Genomic DNA, 22,732 nt, shown 5'->3' on the forward strand with positions numbered 1-22,732 from the left:
TAGCTCCCGAGCCCGATACCTTTGCCCAATCGTCGGGTTATTGGGGAAGCGGCACCTGCTGTGGCGCCATCAGATACGCTACAAGATCGCGTAGCTGCTGCGGCGTGAGCGTGTCGAGCAGGCCCTCAGGCATGAGCGACTGGTTCGAGCCTTGAATTTCTTCCACGTCCTGGCGGTTGAGGACGATTTTTTCCGTGGGCGTTTGCAGGGCGATTGTCTCGCCCGCCTGGTCCGAGACTATCCCGCTCAGCAAACGACCATCGGCCAAGGTTACGCTCGACAGCCGATATCCTGGCGTCACGGTGGCCGCCGGATCGACAATATTTTCCAGCAGGTAGTCGAGGTTCACTCGCTGGGCGCCGGTCAGGTCCGGTCCGATCTTGGCCCCTTGTCCGAAGAGCGTGTGGCATGTGGCGCAGGCTTTGACGAATTGGGCGCGGCCGCGTGAGAGATCGGCCGCAGGCAGTTCATTAACGGGCAACGCTTGCTTCAGCTGCGCGATCCGCTCACGTTTGGCCGCCGGTACCGCGCGCAACTCAGGCCACAGCTCTGCCACCTGCTTGCGGAGCGCCTCATTGGGAAACCCGCTCATCTGGCGCACCTGGAATGCGGGCACCTGGCCGCGGTCGATCGTCCCCGCTGCGACGGCATTCAGTAGTTCCCGCGCCCAGGCGGGGCGCGTGGCCAGGGTGACGATCGTTGCCGCGCGGGCGGGCTCTTTGAACTTGGGATACGAGCGGAGCAGGAAACCAGGGGTCGACGGATCGTCGAAGGTTGCCATTGCGTTTACGGCATCGGCGCCCAGATCGCGCTCGTCGGCCATTTTCTGGAGAAGTGGCACCAGGCCCTCGGCCCGCGCCTCGACCAGCACGCGCAGCGCGTCGCGCCGTCCCGCAGGATCGGCGTCGTGATCGGCCGCGATGGCCCGCAGACTGTCGAGCGCCCGGCCGTCGCCGAAGACGACCGACAAATCGCGCACCAACCGCTCGATCTGCGGATCGCTCGTCGCGACCGCGCTCGCTTGCAAGCGTTTCCAAGGGCCGGGCATCGGCGCTTGTCGCCAGCCGCGTAGAGCCTCGGACATGCCGGTCAAAATGGCGCGACTACGTTCGACGTGCTTCTCGCTATGCGCCATTGCCACGAGCAGATCGACCGGCTCGGGAAGCGCTCGCAAGTTTTCCGTCAGTCGTCGAGCGATAAACTGTGTTACCAGCGGCACGCGACTCATGGTGGCGGTCACGACCGCCATTCTCGGGTCTTCCGGCACCGTGGGTTCCAACCCGTACCAGAGCATCAACGGGAAGACAGGATCGTCCGCGAACTCGCCACGCCTGGCCAGCGCCTGGCCAAGCAACAATCGATGGCGAGGGTCGATTCTTTGCAACGCCGCAGCCATGTAGACCAGCACCAGACCCGACGGCTCGGTCAGGGCGCGGGCCGTCAAATGACCGACCGCCTGGGGCGACGGCGCCTTGTCGATCAACAGTCGCACTGCCCATGCGCGCACATGTTCATTAGGCTGCTCGAGTTGCTTGACCAATAGTTCCTCGCTCGCTTCGCCTAACAGATTCAAGCACCAGAGAGCGCGCACGCGCTGCTGCGACTCGGAGGCATTGGCTAATTTGTCCCGCAAGACGTCGCGGAGGCTTTGTGGCGCGCCGCCGTCGGCGTGGCGATTCGTAAGCACACGGCGCGCCTGCCGGCCGAGCCATTCGTTCGGCCGAAACTGTGCCGCGACAAGCTCATCGTCCGAAAGCTTCGCGACATCTTCGATCGTGGGCCGCGCCGGTGTTCCGTAGACGATCTTGTAGATCCGCCCCGAACTGCGATGGATGCCGTCGTTGTCGTGGCATTCACCGATATCGCTCCAATCGGCGACGTACACACCGCCGTCGGCGCCGGTTATGAGATCGAGGCCGCGAAACCAAGGGTCCGAAGTCTTCATGAAGTCGGCCGCATGGCGGGCCACATAGCCGGCGCCTTGTCGGGCGAGGGTGTCGTTGTTCAGTCGCCGGCCGTGGAAGTTGATCGTGAACAGCGTTCCACGATAGCGCGAGGGCCAGTTCTCGCCTTGATAGATCATCAGGCCGCTATGGGCGTGGCCCCCGCCGGCCAGGTCGGTCGTGGGCGAAACGCCGATCTGCCGGATATCATGCCACGCCTCGGCCGTATCCCAATGAAAGTGATCGGCCGTCTGCTCGATCAACTGGTACGTGTGCGGGTTGTCGTCCTCGCCATACATGCGGCGATAGTGCGCGCCGGGAAGGGCATGCCACAAGTGGCCGATCACGGTGTTGATGAAAAACGGTTCGCCGAATTCATCCCAATCCATGCCCCACGAGTTCGTCGTGCCGCGGCAATAGACCTCGTAAATCTTACGCGTCGGATGATAACGCCAGATCGAGCAACTGGTCGGCACGCGCTCCGACGGCGGCGCGCCGGGCCGCCCGACCAGTGATGTTACGAGGATCCCCTGACGACCGTACAACCAACCATCGGGTCCCCACCGTAAGCCGTTGGCGATGTTGTGGCGCACTTCCTGATCGTTAAAGCCGTCGAGCACCACTTCCGGCGGGCCATCGGGCACATCATTGCCGTCGCGGTCCGGAATGAAGAGCAATTGCGGCGGCGACAATGCCCACACACCTCCGTTTCCCAGCTCGACGCTCGTGAGCCGGCGGCCGCGATCCCAGAAGACGGTATGCCGCTCGGCCTGCCCGTCGTGGTCGGCATCTTCGAGGATCACGATCCGATCGCGGCCCGCGTTGTCGAAGCCGACGGCCGCCTCGGCATAGGAATAGTTCTCCGCGACCCACAGGCGTCCGCGAGTATCGGTGGCAATGCCGATCGGCTGCGCGATGACGGGTTCCGAGGCGAAGAGCGTCGCACGAAAACCCTCGGGCAGCGCGATCGCCTTCAGGGCCTCGGCCGGAGTCAGTAGCGGCGTGGTTTCGGGCTGGGTGTTGCCTGGGGTCTCGTTGTCGGCTCCGTGAGAGAAGTCGGCGGAGAGAAATAGCAGGAACAGAACCGTGATCAACTCATTGCGCATCAGCCCGGACCCATTGCTGAAGGAGTGTCGACTTCTCAGGAGCCTGTCCCAGAATTAGCCAATAGGGAGCTATTGTGGCTCGCGAAATGGCGAGCACAACCGCCCGGGGTAGGGCGGTTCGGCCAGGTTCGAGGTATCAACGAACCGGTAGCTTTTGGTGGGGGCGAGTCGTGCCATCACACCCGGAAGCAGGGTGTAAGCCGCCAGCGCTGGCGCGGGAACGGGCCAGCGGTGTTCTCCTGGACCGGGAAGGCTGGCTGGACTTTTCGGGCGATGGACGACGGTCCCGCGCATGCATGGTGGACCTTGCACGCCCGCAAGGTCTGCCAGATTTGCGCAGAGTCTTGCCGTTCAAGGTCTTGGGATACGGGATTCCAGGCGCAAAACCCCGGCGACCGATATTGCTGATAGAACGCTGCAAACTTGCCCAAGCGATAACTTCGCCGGGGGGCCTCGGGCCGCTTTGAGCAACGGCGTTCCACCAGGGGAAGCCGCTGCGAATCCCGCCGCGCGGTGCCAGTATGAATCGATTGGCCTGTCAAAGTTCCGTCCGCGCCGCTTTGGCGCTAGCATGTTTGGCTGCGTGTCTTCCTCGAGCACTCGCGCAGGTGGCAACGACCGGCACGCGACGGTTGCCGCCGTTGTCGACGCCGATGGATGTGGCCCAGAAGCCGGTCGACTCGTCGCCCGGGTCTGCCCCGATCAACGTGCCTAGTGCAACTACCGCTGCCGCGCCCACGGGGTATGCGCCGGTGCCTTATGCCTCGTCGCGAAACGGCTACGCGCGCGCCGACATCCAACTTACGAGCGCATTGACCGAGCCGGCGATCGTCCCGGCCGCGCAAATGCGCCGACTTCCGCCGCTCACGACATTGACACCGGATGCGGGGGACAAGCCGATGCGCAGGCCGATGCCCGCTCACATCGGGGCGCAGCCGCCGGGAAGTCGACCGGCGGACGGCGTGGCGCGCGTCCTGTCGGGTTCCGATGCCGTGGGACACCGGGCGATTATTTTGGGCCCGCCGCCGCAGCCGGCCGACAGCAATAGCAGCCTCGCCAACGTGGGCCGTTCGACGCTAAGAACACCCGGATTACTTCCCAAGATGCTGCCCAGCCCGATCAGTCGCTCGCCGGCGCATTGAGACGTGGGCAGACGGTAGCGAACAGAGTACACCGCTGCTTCTTCGTCGGGCGTCAGGCCGGCCAGAAATGCCACGGCCAAAGAGAACAAAGCGAGCCGCCAGTTTGAGGTTCCCGACAGGGAGAGCCACCGGCGGCTCGATGCCCGCGCTCCCTGGAAAGGGACCGCAGGCTTAATTGTCACGATAGAGATTCTTGATCTCGAACGCAACAAAAAAGTCGCGCGTCTGCGGCCTTTTGCAACGCGCTACACACGCGTGTTACTTCCGTGGCGTCGATCAACGTGTGTTCACGCGACGGTGTATTCACGCGATTGTGTGTTCAAGCGACTGCGATCGCGCGTTACACGCGTTTGCGTGCAGTCGTCGCGATAGTCGTCATCACGACCGCGATTGCGGCGAGCAGCCATGTCGCAGGTTCGGGCACGGCGGCGGCATTCGCCGGTCCACCCGAGCCGGCACTGCCGTAGGTGCCCAGCCAGTTCGCCGAGATCAAGGCCAGGTCCTGGCTGTTGACGATGCCGTCGTGGTTGAGATCGGCGGGGCCGCTCCCCTTGGCGAGCCAACTGCTCGCGATCAGCGCTAAATCCTGCGAGTTGACGATGCCGTCGCTATTGGCATCTCCGCTGAGTGGCACCAGGTGATAGCCCATGATATCGAGCGCCGTAAATTCGATCCCCATGTTGGGCGTGGCGCCCGGGGTTGCGTAGGCGTCCTGAATGCGTGGTGGGCTGCCGCCGTGGGGCCAGCTGAGAAAGTCGCTGTAGTCGCCGCCGCCGTGTTGATTGAAGCCGACCAGGTCGGTTGTGCCGTCGAGCGAGAAAAAGGCTGTTGCACTTGCGGCGGTATTGAAACTTCGCGCGCCGCTGGCGTCGTACCGAAATAAATCCATCGGCCAGATCGCCGAGTTCGGCGGCGCCGTGCCGTTTGCCAGTCCGTTCAGCGCCGAGCCAAAGCCCAGCACTTCATCGGTTTCGTGCATGGCGGTTGCCATCAGATCGAATTTCGACGGATCGGTCGATGCACGGGAAAGATTCATGATCGACGTATTCAGCGACACGGTACCATCGGGCATGCCGTCCGGCGGGACAATGGCGAAGCCCAAGGCTCGTGCGTTTGGCAATTGCAGATTGACCGTCAAGTTGTTGTTAACGGGATTATTAAGCGTGTGCGGTAAATGGCTGACGGCGATGCCGTCGTTGATGCTGGTGGCGCTATTCGCCAGCGCGGCGACGTAGCTCGTATAGGGCACGGGATCGAAATAGGTCGAATTCGTCCCTAGCCCGCTCGTCATCTCCTTGTACTCAATCGTGACGGAGATCGGGTCGGTGATGACACTTTCGTAGATGCCGATAGCCGCGTTGATCGTCGCCTCGATCGTGGCGGCGTTGGGGTCCGTGGTGATCGAGCTGTCGAAAATGGGCGTGATCGTAATGGCTCGCCCCGGGAGACCGCCGGCAAGCAAGAGCCCCATCGCGATGAGCGTGGCGGCGAAGAAGTGCGGCGTGGTGAGCCGCTGAAAATCCCTTTTCATTGCTGATTGGATTCCTGATCGCTGCCCCTTGGATGCGTTGAAACATCCATCGTATCATCGATGCTGAAAATTCGCGCCGTCAATTGAACGTGGCGACGGCGGAAAGTCTTCGGCGTCGAGCCGGTCGTGAGGATTTTTCGGTCGACGGCCAATCGTGGGACATTGTCGGATGGCCTCCGGGCCCAGGGTGAGGAGCCTTCGCCGGCGGAACCGAAGCAGCGCGCGCTGGCCGCTGCTAGCTGACGGAATGTGACGACTCGTCGGCCGCCGCCTTTTGTCCGGCGATAAAGACGTGACCGCATCTCCTAGCGGTGCATCGATATTCGACATCGACGCCGGTGACCGCTAAAAGTCCATGCCGATCGATGCCGAATCGCGGTACGTAACCGGGCGGCTGTGTCTCGGCGCCGCAGCGGGGACACAATCTCCGAGTCATGGGGCCGTACTCCATTCAAACGAGCTTGGTAGTTACTGCAGTTGTCGCGTGCGCGCTGAAGCACAAAGCAAATTCGATACCTGGGATCGTTTCAGCACGCAGTTAGAAGTCGCGAGCGACGCACCGCCGGGCTTGGGAAGAATCTCGACGCGCAAAAAAAGCCGCGAGCGCCGATACCGGGTGAAGTCTCGGCCGTACTCGCGGCTTCGCCGCCGGCCTGGGGAAGGCGATTGGCCGGCTGGCAATTACACCGTTCGTCGCAACAGGGCTTTAAGGAATCGGCCCCTCGCGACCGGCGGCCGGGTGAACCGCCGCGCGAGACTTTGCAATTCCGGTGCCGGAAACGCGATGTTCCGCAAATCGCGGCAGGCCGAGCAGTACCGAGCCGCAATCGTGGCCACTGGCCGGTCATCATGGTCGCCGACGAATCGATCATGAGTGCGGCGAGCATTACAGGCTGCCGATCGTCCGTAGGCGCTACGGCGTCTCCTGGCTGCCACCGTAGTGGCGATCGATGGCCTGCTTGATTTCCGGCAACGTCTGCGCCGTAAGCGACTGGCCCTGAACCTCGCACCGGTAGGTGCCATGGTGGCGCAGGAAGGGGGGCTCCCCTTCTGCGTGCCAATCAAGAAAGATAACCACGCCACGGTACGTGGCGATCGCATCGGACTGCATAGCTTCGGTCCCCGAAACCAGAAGCGGAATGCTATGGAAGAAGCGCACGAAGTATAGCGCGACGGGCTCAGAATAGCCATCTTTCCCCCCGGCGGTTCGGGTAACGCCGTGAGGCATCGCTCGGCGAGAGGCTTGTCTCTCCGCGCTTCTTCCTCGCCCGTCCACGTCGTGGCACACTCTTTGCCCCTGCTGAGCGATTGAGTGGGCACGGATACCGCCAGTGAAACACTCCCATGAGTGACAAATTGTCGCCGTGTTTTCTCGTTTTGATCATTGCGCTGGTTTTGATCCTGGCGCTAAACGGCAGTGCGTACGCTCAACCACGCGGAGGAGCAGGCGGGATTGGCGCCGCCAGTGGCGGTTTCGGTGGTCCTGGCGTCGGCGTCTCGGGAGGAGGTGCGCCGGCGATCTCAGGCTCATGGGGGCCTATCAGCCACGTGCATTCCTGGGCCGCGACTGCTGCGCCGCAGTCTGCGGATCCGAATGCGCAGCTGTCGTACACAGCCCGACCCGCGCCGGTCCATGGATATGTCGCTGCGGCGAGTGTGCGGCGGCGCGCCGCAGTGCCGTTCTCCGCCATCCTGCCCGACATTCGTCCGCGAACATCGTTATCGAGGCGCGATGATCTCTATCTCGGACTGACGCATAGCGTGCTGGGCAATCCGCACGGAGACAGTCGACGGCCGCGAAAGCACGTCGGCCAAAGCACGATCGGCGCGCAGCTGGGGCCGGATGCCGACGCACAGAGTCACGGCCCGTCCGCCGATCGAGCCCCCCGTTCGATCCTGCCGCGGCAAGCGATGCCGACGCCCGACCAGGGCACTATGATCGAGCGACAGAGGCACAGGCGTATGTCGAGCACTGCCCTTCGCGGGCGGCCAGGCACCAGAACCGCTGCGACGGCGCGGCGGGGTGCATGAACGCATCTCTTCCCGTCAGGGGGCAGGAGGTCCAAGCTCGCAGCGCTACGTGGGCGCGTACGATCGTTACTTGCTCACGACCGGCGTCGGCGGCCAGACGTAAGCTTCGGGAAAGCTGCGCTTGATCGCCCGGAAATCGCGCTCCGAGAAATTGGGCGGCGGCAAGTAGATCTGCCCGACCGGTCGATCGCCCAGCCATCGTCGGAATGCTGGTAACGAACGTCCGTCGTCGTTCGGCGATTGCAGCTCGGCGAGCGTATAGACGGAACCGCCCCGGGCCGTGATCTCTTCGGCCAATTCTCGTCGGCTGCGCACGGTGTTGACTTGCCAGGCGAACCAGCCGACGAGCAGCGCGACGCCTGCGATCGCGGCCAGTAGCGTCCCCAGGCTGAAGCGGAGGCGGCGGCTAGGAAGCGGAATCGCGAAAGCCATATAAACTATTGTAGTCCCGCGGCCTGCTCTCGCATCCCGCGGTGACCAGGCCTAGGATGGAGCCGTAGGGGCGTTGGCCGTGCCCTGTGTGCAGGCCATCTGATGGATCGATGGATCCTGATTTTGATAAGGAGTGTCGCGTGCGCCGACCTGTTTTGAAATGGTTGTTGTTCGCCGCGGTGGGCCAGGTGACGGTGGCGGCAGCATTCGCGCAAGGCCAGGTCGCAAGCGATCAATCCCCCGCCGCGGCCTCTTCGACAGATCGCGCGGTCAGCACAACCAGCGACCCACTGCCGGAGCCATTGCAGTTCTACAAGGGGCGCGAGATCGCGCCGTACATGACATTTCACGGCGCCGATTGGCTGGTGCGCAAGGAACGGCAAAGCGAAGAGGACTGCAACCGGCTGGTCAAGGCGCTGAAGATCAAGCCCGGCCAGACCGTCTGCGACATGGGATGCGGCAACGGCTTCTACACGATCCGCATGGCCCGGCTGGTGGGCGAGCGTGGCCGCGTGCTGGCCGTCGACATTCAGCCGGAGATGCTCTCGCTGCTCGACAAACAGGTGAAGGGGAAAAAGATCAAGCACGTCGAACCGATCCTCAGCACGCCCATTGATCCCAGCCTGCCCGAGGGGGAAGTCGACCTGATCCTGATCGTGGACGTGTACCACGAGTTTACTTACCCCGAGCACATGCTGAAGGCGATGCGCAAGAGCCTGGCGCCCGGAGGGCGGATCGCGCTGGCCGAGTTTCGTCTCGAAGACCCGTCGGTTCCGATCAAGCTGCTGCACAAGATGAGCAAGGAACAGATCTTGAAGGAGTACGAACCTAACGGCTTCAAACTGGTCGAACAATTCGACGAACTGCCGTGGCAACACCTGATGTTCTTCGAGAAAGACGATAGCAAGTAGGGTGCACTGTGTGCACCATGCACAAGGTGAGACTGAACACGGGACGCGTGCCATCCTTTTTCGCTGCAAGCGAATCAGTATGTACAGAGCTAATGGGCGATCGCCGGAGGGCTCTACGGTCCCTCGGCCAGCAATCGATCCACCTTCGACAGCGCCTCGCCGATTGATTCATCGAGCACCAGATCAGCAAGGCCGTCCAAGGGCGTTGGGTCGCGATTGATGATCACCAGCTTCGCGCCATGTTCCTTGGCCGTGCGCGGAATACTGGCCGCCGGCTCGACCACCAAGGACGACCCAAGTGCCAGAAGCACGTCCGCCTGCCGCGCCAGTTGAAACGCGTTTTGAATCACCGCCGGTGGCAATGCCTGACCGAAGGAGACCGTGGCATGCTTTAGCCGGTCGCCGTCGCAAGCAGGACAGGGGGGCACCCGCTTGGTGCGACGAAACGCTTCGACCAGCGGATCGACGTCAAAACGCTCGAGGCAATCCTGACATTCGATCATCATCGCCGTGCCGTGCAGCTCGAGCACGCGCTGACTGCCAGCCCGCTGGTGCAGTTCGTCGATATTTTGCGTGATGACGCCCACGAGTCGGCCTTGCTCTTCCCAATGGGCGAGCGCCCGATGGCCGGCGTTGGGGCGCGCGTCGCGGAATTCGAGCTGACCGGCCGCCTTCTGTTCCCAGTATTCATGGCGCGCTTCGGCGCTTTGCATGAACTCCTGGTACATGATCATGCGAAAGCGCGTCCAGATGCCCCCCGGCGAGCGAAAATCGGGGATGCCGCTTTCCGTGCTGATACCGGCGCCGGTGAAGGCAACGGCCGATTGCGCGTGAGAGAGCCATTCGGCGATCGTTTCGTGCGAGGTCATACCGCCATGATGAGGCAGGTCGCGCTAAAAGGCAATCTTCTGCCTACTGTAGCCGGCCCTCTTTGAGGGCCGGTAATTTTCGCAAGAGGCTCCGGGGGCCCAGACCCAGGGCTACAGTGAACATTCGTCGCAAATCCGCTCACATCGCGCGCAGCTGCGCGCCCAGTGTCTGCCCACAGCGGGCGACAATTTCGTGGCAGATTTTGTCGGCTTGCTCTCCCGGCAGCGTGCGTTGCGGATCGCGCAGCTTGATCGACAGCAGGATGCTTTTCTTGCCGGCGCCCAGCCGCTCGGCATCGCGATAGGTGTCGCGGTAGCTGAGCTGTTCCAGAATCGCTCCGGCCGCGTCGCGCACGACAGCGGCGATTTCGGCCCAGGTGACGCGCTCGTCGACGACCAGGTTCAAATCGCGTTCGATGGCGGGAAAGGGAGCGAGCCGCTCGAATTGCGGGACGAGGTTGGCGAGCTTGTCGAGCACGGCCAGATTCACCTCGGCAACTGTCGAGCGGCCGCGCAGGTCGAACTTGTGCAGACAATCGCGACTGACCTCGCCCAGGAAGCCCAGTCGTGCGCCGTCGACGAGCAGTTCGCCGCAGCGCGTCGCGTCCAGCAGCGCCGACGGTGCGGCCGGCCCGATTGACAGAGTTGCGCGCGGATTCAGCCGTGCCACGATCGCCTCGATCACCCCTTTGAGAGACACAAAGTCGCCCCCCGTCGTGATCGCCAGCATCCGCTCTTCATCGGGCAGGCCCGTGGCACGCGGCAGATAGACGTGCGCCATTTCGAACAGCTCGATCGTGGGATTCGAGAGCGTTTCGTTGGTGTAGCGCGCGGCCAGCAGGCTCGGCACGAGACTGCGTCGCAGATAACTGGCGCGGCGCAGAATCGGCATCTGCGTCACGAGCGGCGCCGCGTCGGTCCAAGGGCTGTAGGCATTCGACAAATCCTCTTCGACCACGCTGAGGGTCAAGGCTTCGTCGAAGCCGGCCGCCACCAGCACCTGGCGGATGCGATCGTGAACCTGGTCTTCGCGGCTGCGGGCGGAGGCGGCCATCGGCACGCTGACGTCCTCGGGAATCTCATCGTATCCGTGGATGCGCGCGACTTCTTCGACCAGGTCGATCTCGCGCGACAGGTCCGCGCGCCAGCTTGGCGGAATGACTTCGATCTGGTCGGCGTCCGACTTCACTTCCCGGTTGCCGAGATCCGCAAGGATCTGCCGTACGCGTGCCGGCGGAATGTCGATTCCCAGGATGCGCTTGAGTTGCGATAGCCGCAACACGACCGGCATACGGGCCGAGGGCTTGGCGCCGACGTCGATCACGCCCGCCGCCAAGGTACCCCCGGCCAGTTCCAGGATCAGCCGGCACGCGCGACGGCTGGCCCAATCGACCCCGGCAGGATCGAGCCCACGCTCGAAGCGGAACGACGAGTCGCTGTGCAGATTCAAGCGGCGGGCGGTGGTGCGGATCGACAGGGGATCGAACGCCGCGGCTTCGAGCAGGATATCGCGCGACTGGTTCGTGACCTCGGTCTCGGCCCCCCCCATCACGCCGCCGACGCCGATCGCGCGCTTGTTGTCGGCAATGACGCACACGCCCGGCCCGACGTTGTAGGTGCGGTGATCGATCGCCAAGAGCTGTTCGTCGGGGCGCCCCTCGCGAACGATGATTTCATGTCCGCCGACGCGCGCCAGGTCGAAGGCGTGCAGCGGTTGACCGCACTCCATCAGGACATAATTCGTGATGTCGACGATATTGTTGATCGCCGCGATGCCGATGGTTGCCAGCCGCTCTTTCATCCAGGCGGGGCTGGGGCCGACTTTCACTCCCTGGATCACCCGCGCCGTGTAGCGAGGGCAAAGTTGCGGGCAGTCGATGCGCACTTTGGCGAGGGTGTCGATCTTGGGCCCCGATTCGGGCAGATCAACCGGCGGCAGCTTCAATTCGCGTTCGAACAGCACCGCCGCTTCGCGCGCGATCCCGATATGCCCCAAACAGTCGGGCCGGTTGCTCGTGACTTCCAGGTCGATCGCCAGGTCGTCGCCGACCTGCTTGGTCTCTTCGTGGTTCAGGCCCGCCAGCATCAAGCGGCGCTCGAACTCGGCGGCCGGCATGTCGAGCCGCACGTAATCTTTCAACCAGTTCCAGGAGACGATCATGGCAAGCTACGAATGCGAAGTTTGCGAGGAGTGGCTGCGCCGCACCCGTTAAAACTGTTCCAGGAAGCGGACGTCGTTCTTGTAAAACTCGCGAATGTCGGTCACGTTGTGCCGGCGGGCACAAACACGCTCGACGCCCAGACCAAACGCAAAGCCCGACACTTGTTCGGGATCGTAGCCGACGGCGGCCAGTACGTTGGGATCGACCATGCCGGCGCCCCCCATTTCGATCCAGTTATCGTTCCAGCTCATGTCGACTTCCACGCTCGGTTCGGTGAACGGGAAGAAGCTTGGCCGGAAGCGGATATGTACGTCGCCGCCGAAATAGCTGCGGGCAAATAGTCGCAGCACGCTCTTCAGATCCGCCATGGTGACGTGCCGGTCAACGAGCAGTCCCTCGATCTGATGGAACATCGGATAGTGCGTGGCGTCGGCCGTGTCGGGCCGATAAACGCGCCCCAGCGAGATGATCCGTACCGGCGGCGGCGTCTTCTCCATCACGCGGATCTGCACCGTGCTGGTCTGGCTGCGTAACAGCAGCGGGCTGCTGGCAGAAGTGCCGCCCAAGGCTGGGTGCGGCGCCCGTTGCGCTTTGTCAGGCGCGCTGACCGCGGCCGTCGACAGGTAGAAATTTTCGAGTGGATCGCGGGCCGGATGCGCCGCGGGAATGTTCAGGGCCTGAAAGTTGTGCCACTCGTCCTCGATCTCGGGCCCGCCGGCGGCGCTGAAGCCCAGGCGCCCCATGATCTCTTTCAGGTGTTCGATCGTTTGCGTGATCGGGTGCAGATGGCCCAAACGCACGGCCCGGCCCGGCAGCGTGGGATCGAAGCGCGGTCCGGTTGCCTGGCCGGACCCGCCCGTGTGCGCGGTGGAATTCTTAACCCGCAGCTCGGCGGCGGTGAAGGCGGTTTCGAGCGCCTCTTTGACTTCGTTCAGACGCTTGCCGGCGGCCGGCTTCTCGGCCTTGTCGACCTTGCCGAGCCCCTTTTGGACCTCCTTCAGGCGGCCACTCTTAGCGCCCAGGAACTCGATGCGCGCAGCCTCGAGCGCGGCCGTATCCGCGGCGGCCGCGAAGGTGTTCTCCGCGTCGTCGAGCAGCGAATCGAGTTCGGCGAGAAATTCAGCCAGTGCCATCGCGGCGAACCACGGGAGTACGGGTCGAAAAATCCAGCCAGCAGCGTAACGGCCGGCCCTGGAAAGGGACAGAGGAGTCGCGGCGAATGTTCGTTGTTGCGCACGCTCGGGCGTTTGCGCGAGGCATGGCACCCGCGGCGCGCACGAACACGCAACGGGGCTCGAACCATTCGCAGCCAACCCGAAGCGACGGCTCAGGCCGCCTGCAAGACTTCCTTCACCGCGGCCACGACGGCGTCGAAGCCGGCCGGATCGGCGATGGCCATTTCCGACAGCGACTTGCGATCGAGCGTGATCTTGGCCTTTTCCAGGCCGTGGATGAATTCGCTGTAGCGCAGGCCGCGCTCGCGAACGGCGGCATTGATGCGGATAATCCACAAGCGGCGGAAATCACGCTTGCGTGCGCGGCGATCGCGAAACGCGTATACGCCGGCGCGAACCAACGATTCCTTGGCCGTTCGCAGCAGCTTGCCGCGGCCGCCGCGGAATCCCTTGACCTTCTTGAACAGCCGTTTCTTGGCCTGGGTGCGAGCGGCACCCTTGGTCGTTCTCATGGCAGTCGACTCCTACCGTTTCACGCGTTCAAGGCCTTCCCTGCAAGGAGGGAATGTTTGTTGCCCGGCGTGTTGTTCAGGTTTTTTTAAGACACGGGCCGTGTGGCCGTGCCTTTCGTGCGCGTCTGTGTTCTTAGTAGCTGTAGCCGCGGAGCGAATCCTTGATCCGCTTGGCCTCCATCGGCGCGAGCGTACGCGTGCCACGCAACTTGCGGCGGCGCTTCTTCGTGATATGCGTCGCCAAGTGGCTGGTGCCGGTGCCGCGGTGCATGACTTTGCCGCTGGCGGTCACGCGGAATCGCTTCTTCGAACCTTTGTGTGTTTTTTGCTTGGGCATGGCGTTTCATCCCGCCCGGGGGCGGTAGGGTCCCGATTGAGGAAACCGCGATTATAGAGAAAACCACCCGCCCGGCAAAGAGGGTAAGTCGGGTCAATTCCCGGTCCAGTGACTACTCCGTTTGGCCTCGCTGCCTGCAGGCGCGCGGTATTTTTCTAGTCGGGCCGTTCCTCCCAGGGGAGCTTGCATTCCTTATCGCTTTCGATGGTAGCGCGCATAGCCTGAATTGCGTCCTTCACTTTTTTCGCACGTTGATCCGCTGAATGGGCATCCTCATTCCGCCCCGCCGCACCCAGCGCCTTTGCGTAGTGACGGAGCAGGCGGTCAAGCACAGGATGTTCTTTGCCAGCGGCCGCCTCGACTTGGGAAATTTGGTTCTCAAGTAAATCCATCGCCTCGCGAAGGCGACCGTCCACGGTGAGCATTGCCGCGTAGATTGTACTCTCGGCCGCTCGTAAAGATGGGCAGACGTGGGCCGACGTGAGGTCGGCAGCCTCGTAGATGATGTCGCGCGCCTCGTCCGTCTTCCCCATCTTCAACAAGATTGCACCCTTTACCCTTTGGGCGAAGGCACGGTCAGCCTTATTCGTGGTCGCTTTTAAGTATTCGTCTGCTTTTTGCAACGCCGATTCATACTTGTGCTGTTGCATATCGAGGACTGCCCGAGAATTTAGCACCCGCCGAGCTAGTGCCTCGCGTCTCGTAGCAGGCGGCGCCGTTCCGTCGTTGTCCAATGAGCCGCTTGCTTTGTCCAAGCAGGCTTGCGCTCGGGAGAGGTCGTCTACTTTTAGAAAAGTCGACGTAGCATCGAGCAAGCATTCAACGTACTCGAACTGCACTTCATCATCGAACGCCGAACAAATTCGGCAGGCGCTACAGATAGCACGCGCTGCGCCAATCATGTCGCCAGTTTCAATGTAGGCTTTGTTGAGTACGCACAAGCACTTAATTACCGAAGGAGATAATTCACCATCTGCGGCAATTGCGAGGCGTTGCGCAGTGGAGGCTGCGAGCACTGCCTCCTTGGGACGCGAGCAGAGGATTAGCAAATGGGATCGAGACAACTGAAGTACAATGGTCTCATCACAGGGAGGAGTATTTAGCAACGCGTATTGCGACTGAACGTCATTGAGATCTGCAAGCGCTGATTCGAAATCACCCTTACGAGCGGCCTGAACTGCCTCGCGCTGGAGGTCGTTCGCTTCCAAGAAGGACTTTTGCTCCTCCCCATCGAGCGCTTCATACCAGTCCAGCTTCTCCAACGCCGTCTGCATATTCACAACGTCGCAATGTCCTTCAGGGAGTTCGGCCCGAATCACGGAAAGGGCTTCAAGTATGTGTTCTCGGCCTCCTGAAAGATCGCCCTGGTCCTCGCACTCGGCTACCATTGCCAGGATCAAATCGACCCGACGCCGGGTCTCTGGTGATAGCGACTTGACATGGTCCGCCTGGGCCGCGAAACAAGGCGAAGCTGGCGTCAGAATGGCGCAGCACAAAGATAGGCCCACGAGAATCTTCAAAGCCCCGACGGAATATCGCATAGAAGTCCTTTGTCGCATCGTCCTACGCGAGGAAAAAGATCGCCTCAACTATACGTGTCTAGATTCTGTGCGCAGACGGCTTGCCCCGGCAAGGTCAGTCCGGGCGCTAGCATCGGCACCTAGGGCCGCGTGTCCCGCAGGGCCGCTGCTGCTGGGGGCACACCGATCACGGTTCCAGCAGCTTTCCCTCGTCCTCGTCAAATAGGCGCGCCCTGGAAACTCCATGGGCGCGCATCATTACCGGCGCAGCACCGGCTGGCTCGCGCCTTCGAGCGATGCGGGAAGCGGCTTTCCGGCGACCACGGGCTGGTCGATCGCCTGAGTCGTGACCAACAGAAGCTGACGGAACAGGTGCTCGCTCGTCCCGGCTTTCCATTTTTTGCCCGTGGCGACGGATCGTTTCTGCGTCAGACCTGAGCAGATCCATGTCTCGCCCAACCGCGATTGGAACTCGGTGGCACACTCGCGGATCTTTAAGCCAGGGATCGTGACTCCGCCGTTTTTGACCGACTGTGACGCATCGATTTCCGAGAAGGATAGCGCGAGCTTTACATGCACTTGATCTTCCGGCAAGCGGCGCGTCGCGACTTCGGCGCTCGTGCCCGCAAACTTCTTGATATCCCGTCCCTCCGGGGTCCGGCCGCTCGGGAATTCCGAGCCGCTACGGAAGCTGCTTGTCTTTCCTTCTTCCGTCGTAACATTCGGCGCACAAAGCTCGGTCGCCAGTTTTTGCCGCTCGAGCGCATCGAGCAACGCGAAGAACGGATGATTCGGCGGCAGCGAGCCGCATGGAGTTATCGTGCTGTCGCCGCGTCCCGAAGAGTCGGGCGGAACGGCCGTCACTTTGTCGGTCACCGCTCGCAACTGCGCCATGCGCTGCGCGTCGACGCCCTGGGGCGTGGGGATCCGAAAGTCAAAACCCTTCTGTCGCAGAACCGTTACATCAATCTCCACGAGGCGCAGCGTAACGAGCACTTGTTGGGAACGGCTCGATTCGCCTGTAGACGCCGGCGCTGCTTCGATCACACCCTGAGGAATTACTACCGGCTCCTCGGCACGCGCCATGCCGCTTGCACAGGCGGCTATCGCCAAAAAAAGGATGAGGCGTCGCATGCAAGGAATCTCGAAGGTCCCTGTGACGATCTGGCCTCGCGCCGCCGAGAGATCAATCGAGAAAATCCGTTTCATCATCGTCGCGATTCGTCCTGCCCGGGGGCGTTCGAAGGAAGCGTCCATCCTTAAAAACCGCTGGCGGCGCATCGAGAGGCTCGTGGACCGCGAACTTTGCGGCTGGTAAATATCAAGTGGCCGTCCAGGGCGTCAATCACAGCTGGAACCGGAACGGCGAACTGCCAGGCGAATGTGCCCGTTTACGGGCGGGAATGTAACCGGGGTCCGGCTAGCGCGCCGGTGCCGGTTTTTCGGCCCCGCGACGCTTTCGGCGGAACTCGCGACCCCCTTGCCACGATGTGCGGCGAATGGGTTAGCGAGCAGACGACCTAGAATTTAGGGATTCAAAGGGATTCAGTGGGCGGGCCGTGTCACCCCCCGGACCACCGCTAGCGGGCCGGCGGCGCTGCTCCGAATTCCTTCCCGACTTCCGGGGGCCTAGGTATAGTCTGTGAAGTTCGGGGCCGGCTTTCGCGGGGTCGCCCCGCCGTGATTGCGCCCCGTGCCGTTTCGGCGAGCTCCTGATGCAAGCCACTATGATGAACTTTCACGATGACCGTCCGCGGGATTTCATGTTGCTTCGTCACGCGCGCACGGTCGCTGCGCTGTTTCTGGTGCTTGTCGCTGTTGCCCCGCGCACGGTAGGAGCCGATGAGCAGTTGTCCGGCTGGCAAGGGATGCGGATCGTCAAGCAGGAAGGCGCGCCGAGCCGGATGTTCGCCGCCGACCTGGCCGGTAGCGGGCGGCAGCAGTTGATCGTGGTCAACACGCGCATGTCGAGGCTGGATATCTATCGTTGGCTGCCCGCCGGCGATCGGAAAGCCGCGACCACTTCCGACGCCGAGCGTCCCAACGATCTGCCGGGTGCCGCCGATTGGAAGCGCGCGGAATTGGCGCTCGACGAGTTGCCTGCTGATGCACTCGCACGGGATATCGACGGCGACGGCAAGCCGGAGCTTGTCATTCTGACCACGCCTTCGAACAAAGTGCTGCTTTACAAGGCGGCCGCCGGCGACTCCGCCTCGGGCGTCGAGTGGAAGAAGGCCCGACATTGGGATCTGCTACCGGGTGTACCTTCAGGCAAGCGTGAGCTTTTATTGCTGCGCGAGGCATCGCCGGGCGTGTTCGAGCTGTTCGTCAGTTGCGAGCAGGGGATTCAAACGCTGCAGTTGCAGCCCGGTGCGCGGGCGGCATGGCTCAGCCCACGCGAGCGGCGCGGCCGGCTGGAATGGCGCTTTGTCGATCTCGACGGCGATGGCGACCAGGACCTGTGGGAATGGTCGCAACAACCGAAGCAGACGATTCGCTGGCACGAAAGCCGCGACGGCAAATTGATGTCGGCCCAGACGCTCTACGAACACCCGGTCGCCGGCGCCCGGGCGTTGCCGGTGCAGGGCGCTCCGGCGGAGTTGTTGCTTCTGGGCGGCGTGCAAGAAGGCTTGCTGCGGCGCTACGTCCTGGGACGCGGCGAAGAAAGCGAGCTTGGCCGCCAGGAATCGCTGCCGATGCCGGGCGGGCCGAAGGCGCTGTGGACTGGCATTCAACTCGCCGGAAAACCGGCGCTCGTGGCCGTCGACTCGGGCCAACCGCGACTGCGCGTGCAGCCGGTGGGCGATCTGGGATGGCAGGCCGAAGAAACCTTCCCGCTGATTAGCGGCGTGCGCGGCCTGGCCGCGGCGCATGCCCAGCCCGGCAAGCTGCTCTTGTGGGTCAAGGATGCGACGGACCTGTACACGAGCGTGTGGGAAAACAACCGGATGACCTATCCGGTGGCCATGCCGCAATCGGCCGACGTGGCCGACCGCACGATTCTCGCACTCGGGTCGACGGGCAACACCGCCTGGTGGGTGCAGCGCGTTGGCGCGGATCTCGACCTGTATGTGTGGGAGCAACAGCAGATGGAGCCCACGCGTACGCGTTTCACGGGCCAGGGCACGAAGGCCGAGAAAGTCATCTGGCTCGGTGGCAAGCGCGTGCTGGTGCAGCCATCGTACAGCAACACGCTGAAAGTCGTTTCGCTGGATGACGCCGGAAAAGTAGGAGTTCGCGAGCCGGCAAATCTGGTGAAAGTCGATCTCGCCGAATTCGGCATTTATAACTTCGGCGGTCGGCCGCGGCTGGGCCGGTTGACCGATGGTGTCCTGCAATGGCTCAACGACGACATGCAACCCACGGACCAGGTGATGCTGCCCGAGGGGCAAAAAATCGCCAGCTTTGTACCGCTGGCCGACGGCACGGCCTGGGCGCTGGAGCAAGGCGGGGCCTTCGTGCATCAACTCAAGCCTGACGACGCTGGCATCCTGCGCGTGAAGGACAGTATCAAGCCGCCGGGGGGAAGCCAGTTGTTGCTCGACGCCGTGCTGGGCTTGATGCTCGTCGACCAGGACAGTGTCATTCGCCTGGGCAAAGGCCGCCCCTGGGAATTGACGTTGAAAGACAGCTTCGACGGTCGCGTCGGTCGGCCGAGCGGCGTCAAGGAGCCCGCGATTCACCGCATCACGACGACCGACGTGACGGGCGACGGACAGGAAGAATGCATTCTGTTCGACGACGCCCGCCACCAGGTCACGGTGCTAGGCCGTGGAGAGAACGGTCTCATCCCCCTCGGGTCGTGGAAGATTTTCGATGATCGCACGTACCCCTACGGCGGCAAGGAAGAACAGCAAGTCGCCGAGCCGCGCACCGTGATCGGCTTCGACGCCGACGGCGATCACGCGCAGGATCTGGCCCTCTTGTGCCAGGATCGATTGATCATTTACGTCGCTCGGGAGACGAATTGATGTTGCGGCGAATCTTTTTCGGCATGGTCTGCGGAACCATCGGCATGGTGCTGCACCCGGCAGCAGCGACAGCCGGTCAGCAGGTGACCGTCACGCTCGTCGGCGGCGCCAAAATCACGGCTGAACTGCTGCGTGAAAACGACCAGGGCATCGTCCTGGACCTGGGGCACGACGTCTTGCAGATTCCCGCTAAGCGGCTGCTCGGCATTGACCGCGGTGCCAATCAAGAGACCGACGAATCGCACCGCGACCGCGGCATTTTCCTGACCGGCCGTGCCGCGCCGGCCGACGTGCCCGAGTTGGCCAAGCGCTGTGGCGACTCGGTCGTGATGGTCAAGACCGCCGTGGGGCAGGGGAGCGGTTTCGTCATCAGCCACAAAGGGCACCTGATCACGAACTACCACGTCGTCGAGGGCGAGACCAAGATCTCGGTCATCTACTTCAAGCCCACGCCGCAGGGCTATGAAAAGCACGAGTTGAAGAAGGTGCGCATATTGGCCTTGCAGCCGCTGCGCGATATTGCGCTTTTGCAGCTCGATTTGGCCGAACTGTCGGGCGATCCGCCCAAGCCGGTGCTGATCGACGATCGTGACGACTTGCGCGTGGGCGACGTGGTGTTTGCCATCGGTAACCCGCTGGGTCTCGAGCGAACCGTGACGCAAGGCATCGTCAGCTCGACGAGCCGCACGATCGGCCACATGCGATTGATTCAGACCGACGCGGCCATCAACCCCGGCAACAGCGGCGGACCGCTTTTCAATTTGCGGGGCGAAGTAGTGGGCATTGCCTGCGCCGGCGCGACGATGTTCGACGGACTGGCCTTTGGCATTCCGGCCGCCGACCTGATCGAGTTTCTCACGCACCGCGACGCCTACTTGTACGACGCGTCGCAGCCGCAGAATGGCATTACTTATCTTCCTCCGCCGACCCGTGAAGCGGTGGCGGCCGCCGCGGCGGCCCTCAAGACCGATAGCGCCAAAACCCAGCCGGCTGACGCGAGCGCCGGCGCGAAAGGACAATAATGAAACTGCGACCCATTGCCTCCCGGGCTGCCTTCGTGCTGCTAGCCTTGCTTTTGGTTGCTACGACCCAAGCGGCCGAGTTGCAGCCCTCGCATCAATGCTTGCCGGATGAAACGGTCTTCGTGCTGCGCGTGCCGGCGGGCCGCAAGTTCGTGGACGTATTCCGCGAGCAGACCAAGCTGGGGAGCGTGCTGTTAAGTCCGCAGCGCTTCGAAGGCGTGGTGAACCTGATTCGCGAGCAAGCCGGCGAAGGGCTGACTCAATTCACCGAATCGCTCGGTAAGTACAACCTGAAGATCGAGGACTTTCCCAAGCTCTTCGACAATGAGGTGGGGTTCGCCGTCATCGTCGAGCCGCGCCGCGGACGCTATCCGCTGGCCGTGGGACTGGGCTGGGCCGAGCCGGATGGCGACTTGGGGCAGCGGCTGATGGCGGCGCTGGCCCAGTCGATCGATGACGAAAAAGATGTCGCCGGCGGCGCCCGACGCGTCGATTTCGATATCGACGGGCAAACCGTGATCCACATTACCACACCGATGAAGGGGCCGGCCGAGTTGCCCAGCTTCAACGTCGACGGCGAAGATCTCGACGAGGAAAAGATCAAGGCCAAGCTGGAAGAACAGCGGAAGAAGGCGGCCGATGCGAAGCAGATCGATATCGACGAGGTTCACACCTTCGTGACGCGCCTTGGCAATCGTCTGCTGATCGGCACCACGTTTCCGCAGAACGAGTCAGAAGTCCGCGAAGAATTGGGCGACGATCCTGACAAGAAGATCGACCTGAGCGCGCTGACGGGCCTGGAAGAGGCCAAGGGAATCTTCGCCCGCTTCCTGAAAGCTCATTCGTCGGCGCCGGCGGGCCTGATGCCGCGCATCATGGCGACGCCAGGCCTGGCCGCGGCGCTGCCCGACGGTACGCCGCTTGTGGACGTGTTGTTCATGCCGGAGCCGCTGCTACGGCTGGCCAAGGACGCGGAAAGCCCGACGCCCGCGCGGATCATCAAGATGCTGGGCCTCGACAAGCTGGGGCCGGGCGCCGTGCGCATCGCGCTGGATCGCGGCGCCATGCGGGCCGGACTGTTCGTCTCGGCTCCCGAGCCGCGACAAGGACTGCTCGCGCTTTTGGATCAGCCGACATTTCAGCCCGATCCGCCGGCCTGGGTTCCGGCGAACGCATTGAGCTTCGATCAGTTGAGCTTCGACCTGGGCAAGGCCTACAAGCTTCTGCGCGAGGTGCTGATCAGCGAAGGGGGTGACCAGGCGCAGACGATGATCAATCAGGTCGAGCAGCAGATTGGCGCCTTCCTGCAAACCGACGTGGAAACCATCTTGTCCTCGGTCGGGACGAACCATTACTTCGTCTCGTTCCCCGACGCGGCGGTCGACGTCAAGGCGGCCCTCGAAGACGAGGAAGCGGAGGCCGCCACGTCGCGCATGGGCATTGTCTGGCAATTGAAGGACGAAGCCCTGTGGAAGCGGCTGATGCAACTGGCGGGCGGTTTTGCCGCGCTTTCCGAAGGTATGATCGAGCCGGCCGAAGAGCAGGGCTACATCGGCCTGCGCATCAACGTCGAAGATGCCTTCACCGGCGGACTATTTGTCGGCCACGGGCACATGGTGCTGGGGCTGGGCGAAGACGTGATCGAGCCGCTTCTGTCGACGGTGCGCAATCCGCCCGAGGGGGCCGCCTCGTTCCGCGGCGGCGACTTGCCGCGCAGAGCGGCGGCGCTATTGCCGCCGGAACCGTCCATCTATTACCAGGTGGCCAACTTCGACGGGTATCTGAAGTCGCTGCGGGAATCGCTCGGCTCGCTGTTCGAGTATTCGGTAAGCAGCCGGACCATGGGCACTCCCACGAGTATCACCGTTGGTGGCGGTGGTGGCGGTGGCCAGGACGATGGCGAGAAAGTGGACGTCGAGCTGATGAAGAAGCTCCAGGCCCTGCTGCCCAGCGAACAGGAGCTTGAAGGAGCGACCGGCGTCAGCGTCAGCCAACTGGTCCCGAACCAGCACGGTGTCACGCTGCGGACGGCCATCGAGATGCCGGCGCCGTAAGGGCGCCTCTCACC

The 22,732-nt window shown here is 62.9% G+C and carries 17 protein-coding genes; 6 read left to right on the forward strand and 11 right to left on the reverse strand.

Going from position 1 to position 22,732, the window contains the following annotated elements; translation table 11 throughout:
• Window positions 1-37 precede the first annotated feature (37 nt).
• On the reverse strand, window positions 38-3,049 hold the full coding sequence (locus VHD36_19025) for a PVC-type heme-binding CxxCH protein (protein ID HVU89429.1): 3,012 nt from the start codon (window positions 3,047-3,049) through the stop codon (window positions 38-40).
• A gap of 608 nt (window positions 3,050-3,657) precedes the next feature.
• Here VHD36_19025 and VHD36_19030 point away from each other — a divergent pair.
• Window positions 3,658-4,191 carry a hypothetical protein gene (locus VHD36_19030; GenBank protein ID HVU89430.1) on the forward strand — a complete coding sequence of 178 codons (534 nt, stop codon included), beginning with the start codon at window positions 3,658-3,660 and terminating at the stop codon, window positions 4,189-4,191.
• Between the two features lie 340 nt (window positions 4,192-4,531).
• On the opposite strand, the gene VHD36_19035 is transcribed toward VHD36_19030, so the two are convergent.
• The 3 genes from VHD36_19035 to VHD36_19045 all read right to left on the reverse strand — a co-directional run bounded on the left by VHD36_19035 (window position 4,532) and on the right by VHD36_19045 (window position 8,185).
• Window positions 4,532-5,722, reverse strand: coding sequence for an NF038122 family metalloprotease (locus VHD36_19035; GenBank protein HVU89431.1), 1,191 nt, complete (start codon window positions 5,720-5,722; stop codon window positions 4,532-4,534).
• 913 nt (window positions 5,723-6,635) lie between these two features.
• Window positions 6,636-6,833: a hypothetical protein gene (locus VHD36_19040; GenBank protein HVU89432.1), complete on the reverse strand. Its 198-nt coding sequence runs from the start codon at window positions 6,831-6,833 to the stop codon at window positions 6,636-6,638.
• A 986-nt stretch (window positions 6,834-7,819) separates the two neighbouring features.
• A complete protein-coding gene (locus VHD36_19045; GenBank protein HVU89433.1) occupies window positions 7,820-8,185 on the reverse strand; it encodes a hypothetical protein in 366 nt (121 codons plus the stop codon).
• A gap of 140 nt (window positions 8,186-8,325) precedes the next feature.
• On the opposite strand from VHD36_19045, the gene VHD36_19050 reads away from it, so the two are divergent.
• A complete protein-coding gene (locus tag VHD36_19050; protein HVU89434.1) occupies window positions 8,326-9,096 on the forward strand; it encodes a class I SAM-dependent methyltransferase in 771 nt (256 codons plus the stop codon).
• A 113-nt stretch (window positions 9,097-9,209) separates the two neighbouring features.
• Here VHD36_19050 and VHD36_19055 read toward each other — a convergent pair whose 3' ends face one another.
• The 7 genes from VHD36_19055 to VHD36_19085 form a co-directional block, all read right to left on the reverse strand.
• Window positions 9,210-9,965 (reverse strand): NAD-dependent deacylase, encoded by a 756-nt coding sequence (locus VHD36_19055; GenBank protein ID HVU89435.1) that lies wholly within the window; start codon window positions 9,963-9,965, stop codon window positions 9,210-9,212.
• 139 nt (window positions 9,966-10,104) lie between these two features.
• Window positions 10,105-12,126 (reverse strand): phenylalanine--tRNA ligase subunit beta, encoded by a 2,022-nt coding sequence (pheT, locus tag VHD36_19060; protein ID HVU89436.1) that lies wholly within the window; start codon window positions 12,124-12,126, stop codon window positions 10,105-10,107.
• 48 nt (window positions 12,127-12,174) lie between these two features.
• Window positions 12,175-13,260, reverse strand: a complete 1,086-nt coding sequence (gene pheS, locus VHD36_19065) for a phenylalanine--tRNA ligase subunit alpha (protein HVU89437.1) — start codon at window positions 13,258-13,260, stop codon at window positions 12,175-12,177.
• A gap of 194 nt (window positions 13,261-13,454) precedes the next feature.
• Complete coding sequence (gene rplT / locus VHD36_19070) at window positions 13,455-13,814, reverse strand: 50S ribosomal protein L20 (protein HVU89438.1); 360 nt, start codon at window positions 13,812-13,814, stop codon at window positions 13,455-13,457.
• A gap of 133 nt (window positions 13,815-13,947) precedes the next feature.
• Complete coding sequence (gene rpmI, locus VHD36_19075) at window positions 13,948-14,151, reverse strand: 50S ribosomal protein L35 (GenBank protein HVU89439.1); 204 nt, start codon at window positions 14,149-14,151, stop codon at window positions 13,948-13,950.
• Between the two features lie 155 nt (window positions 14,152-14,306).
• Window positions 14,307-15,470: a hypothetical protein gene (locus tag VHD36_19080; protein ID HVU89440.1), complete on the reverse strand. Its 1,164-nt coding sequence runs from the start codon at window positions 15,468-15,470 to the stop codon at window positions 14,307-14,309.
• A 459-nt stretch (window positions 15,471-15,929) separates the two neighbouring features.
• On the reverse strand, window positions 15,930-16,805 hold the full coding sequence (locus VHD36_19085; protein ID HVU89441.1) for a hypothetical protein: 876 nt from the start codon (window positions 16,803-16,805) through the stop codon (window positions 15,930-15,932).
• On the opposite strand from VHD36_19085, the gene VHD36_19090 reads away from it, so the two are divergent.
• From VHD36_19090 to VHD36_19105, 4 genes are all read left to right on the forward strand, one after another.
• Window positions 16,804-16,989 (forward strand): hypothetical protein, encoded by a 186-nt coding sequence (locus tag VHD36_19090; GenBank protein HVU89442.1) that lies wholly within the window; start codon window positions 16,804-16,806, stop codon window positions 16,987-16,989. The two genes, VHD36_19085 and VHD36_19090, sit on opposite strands and share 2 nt — an antisense overlap.
• 397 nt (window positions 16,990-17,386) lie before the next feature.
• Window positions 17,387-19,642, forward strand: coding sequence for a hypothetical protein (locus tag VHD36_19095; GenBank protein HVU89443.1), 2,256 nt, complete (start codon window positions 17,387-17,389; stop codon window positions 19,640-19,642).
• Window positions 19,642-20,664 carry a trypsin-like peptidase domain-containing protein gene (locus VHD36_19100; protein ID HVU89444.1) on the forward strand — a complete coding sequence of 341 codons (1,023 nt, stop codon included), beginning with the start codon at window positions 19,642-19,644 and terminating at the stop codon, window positions 20,662-20,664. The genes VHD36_19095 and VHD36_19100 overlap by 1 nt, the downstream gene beginning before the upstream one ends.
• Window positions 20,664-22,718: a hypothetical protein gene (locus tag VHD36_19105; GenBank protein HVU89445.1), complete on the forward strand. Its 2,055-nt coding sequence runs from the start codon at window positions 20,664-20,666 to the stop codon at window positions 22,716-22,718. Before VHD36_19100 ends, VHD36_19105 begins: the two co-directional genes overlap by 1 nt.
• Window positions 22,719-22,732 lie beyond the last annotated feature (14 nt).

The sequence above is a fragment of the Pirellulales bacterium genome (genome assembly GCA_035546535.1).
GTDB lineage: Bacteria > Planctomycetota > Planctomycetia > Pirellulales > JACPPG01 > JACPPG01.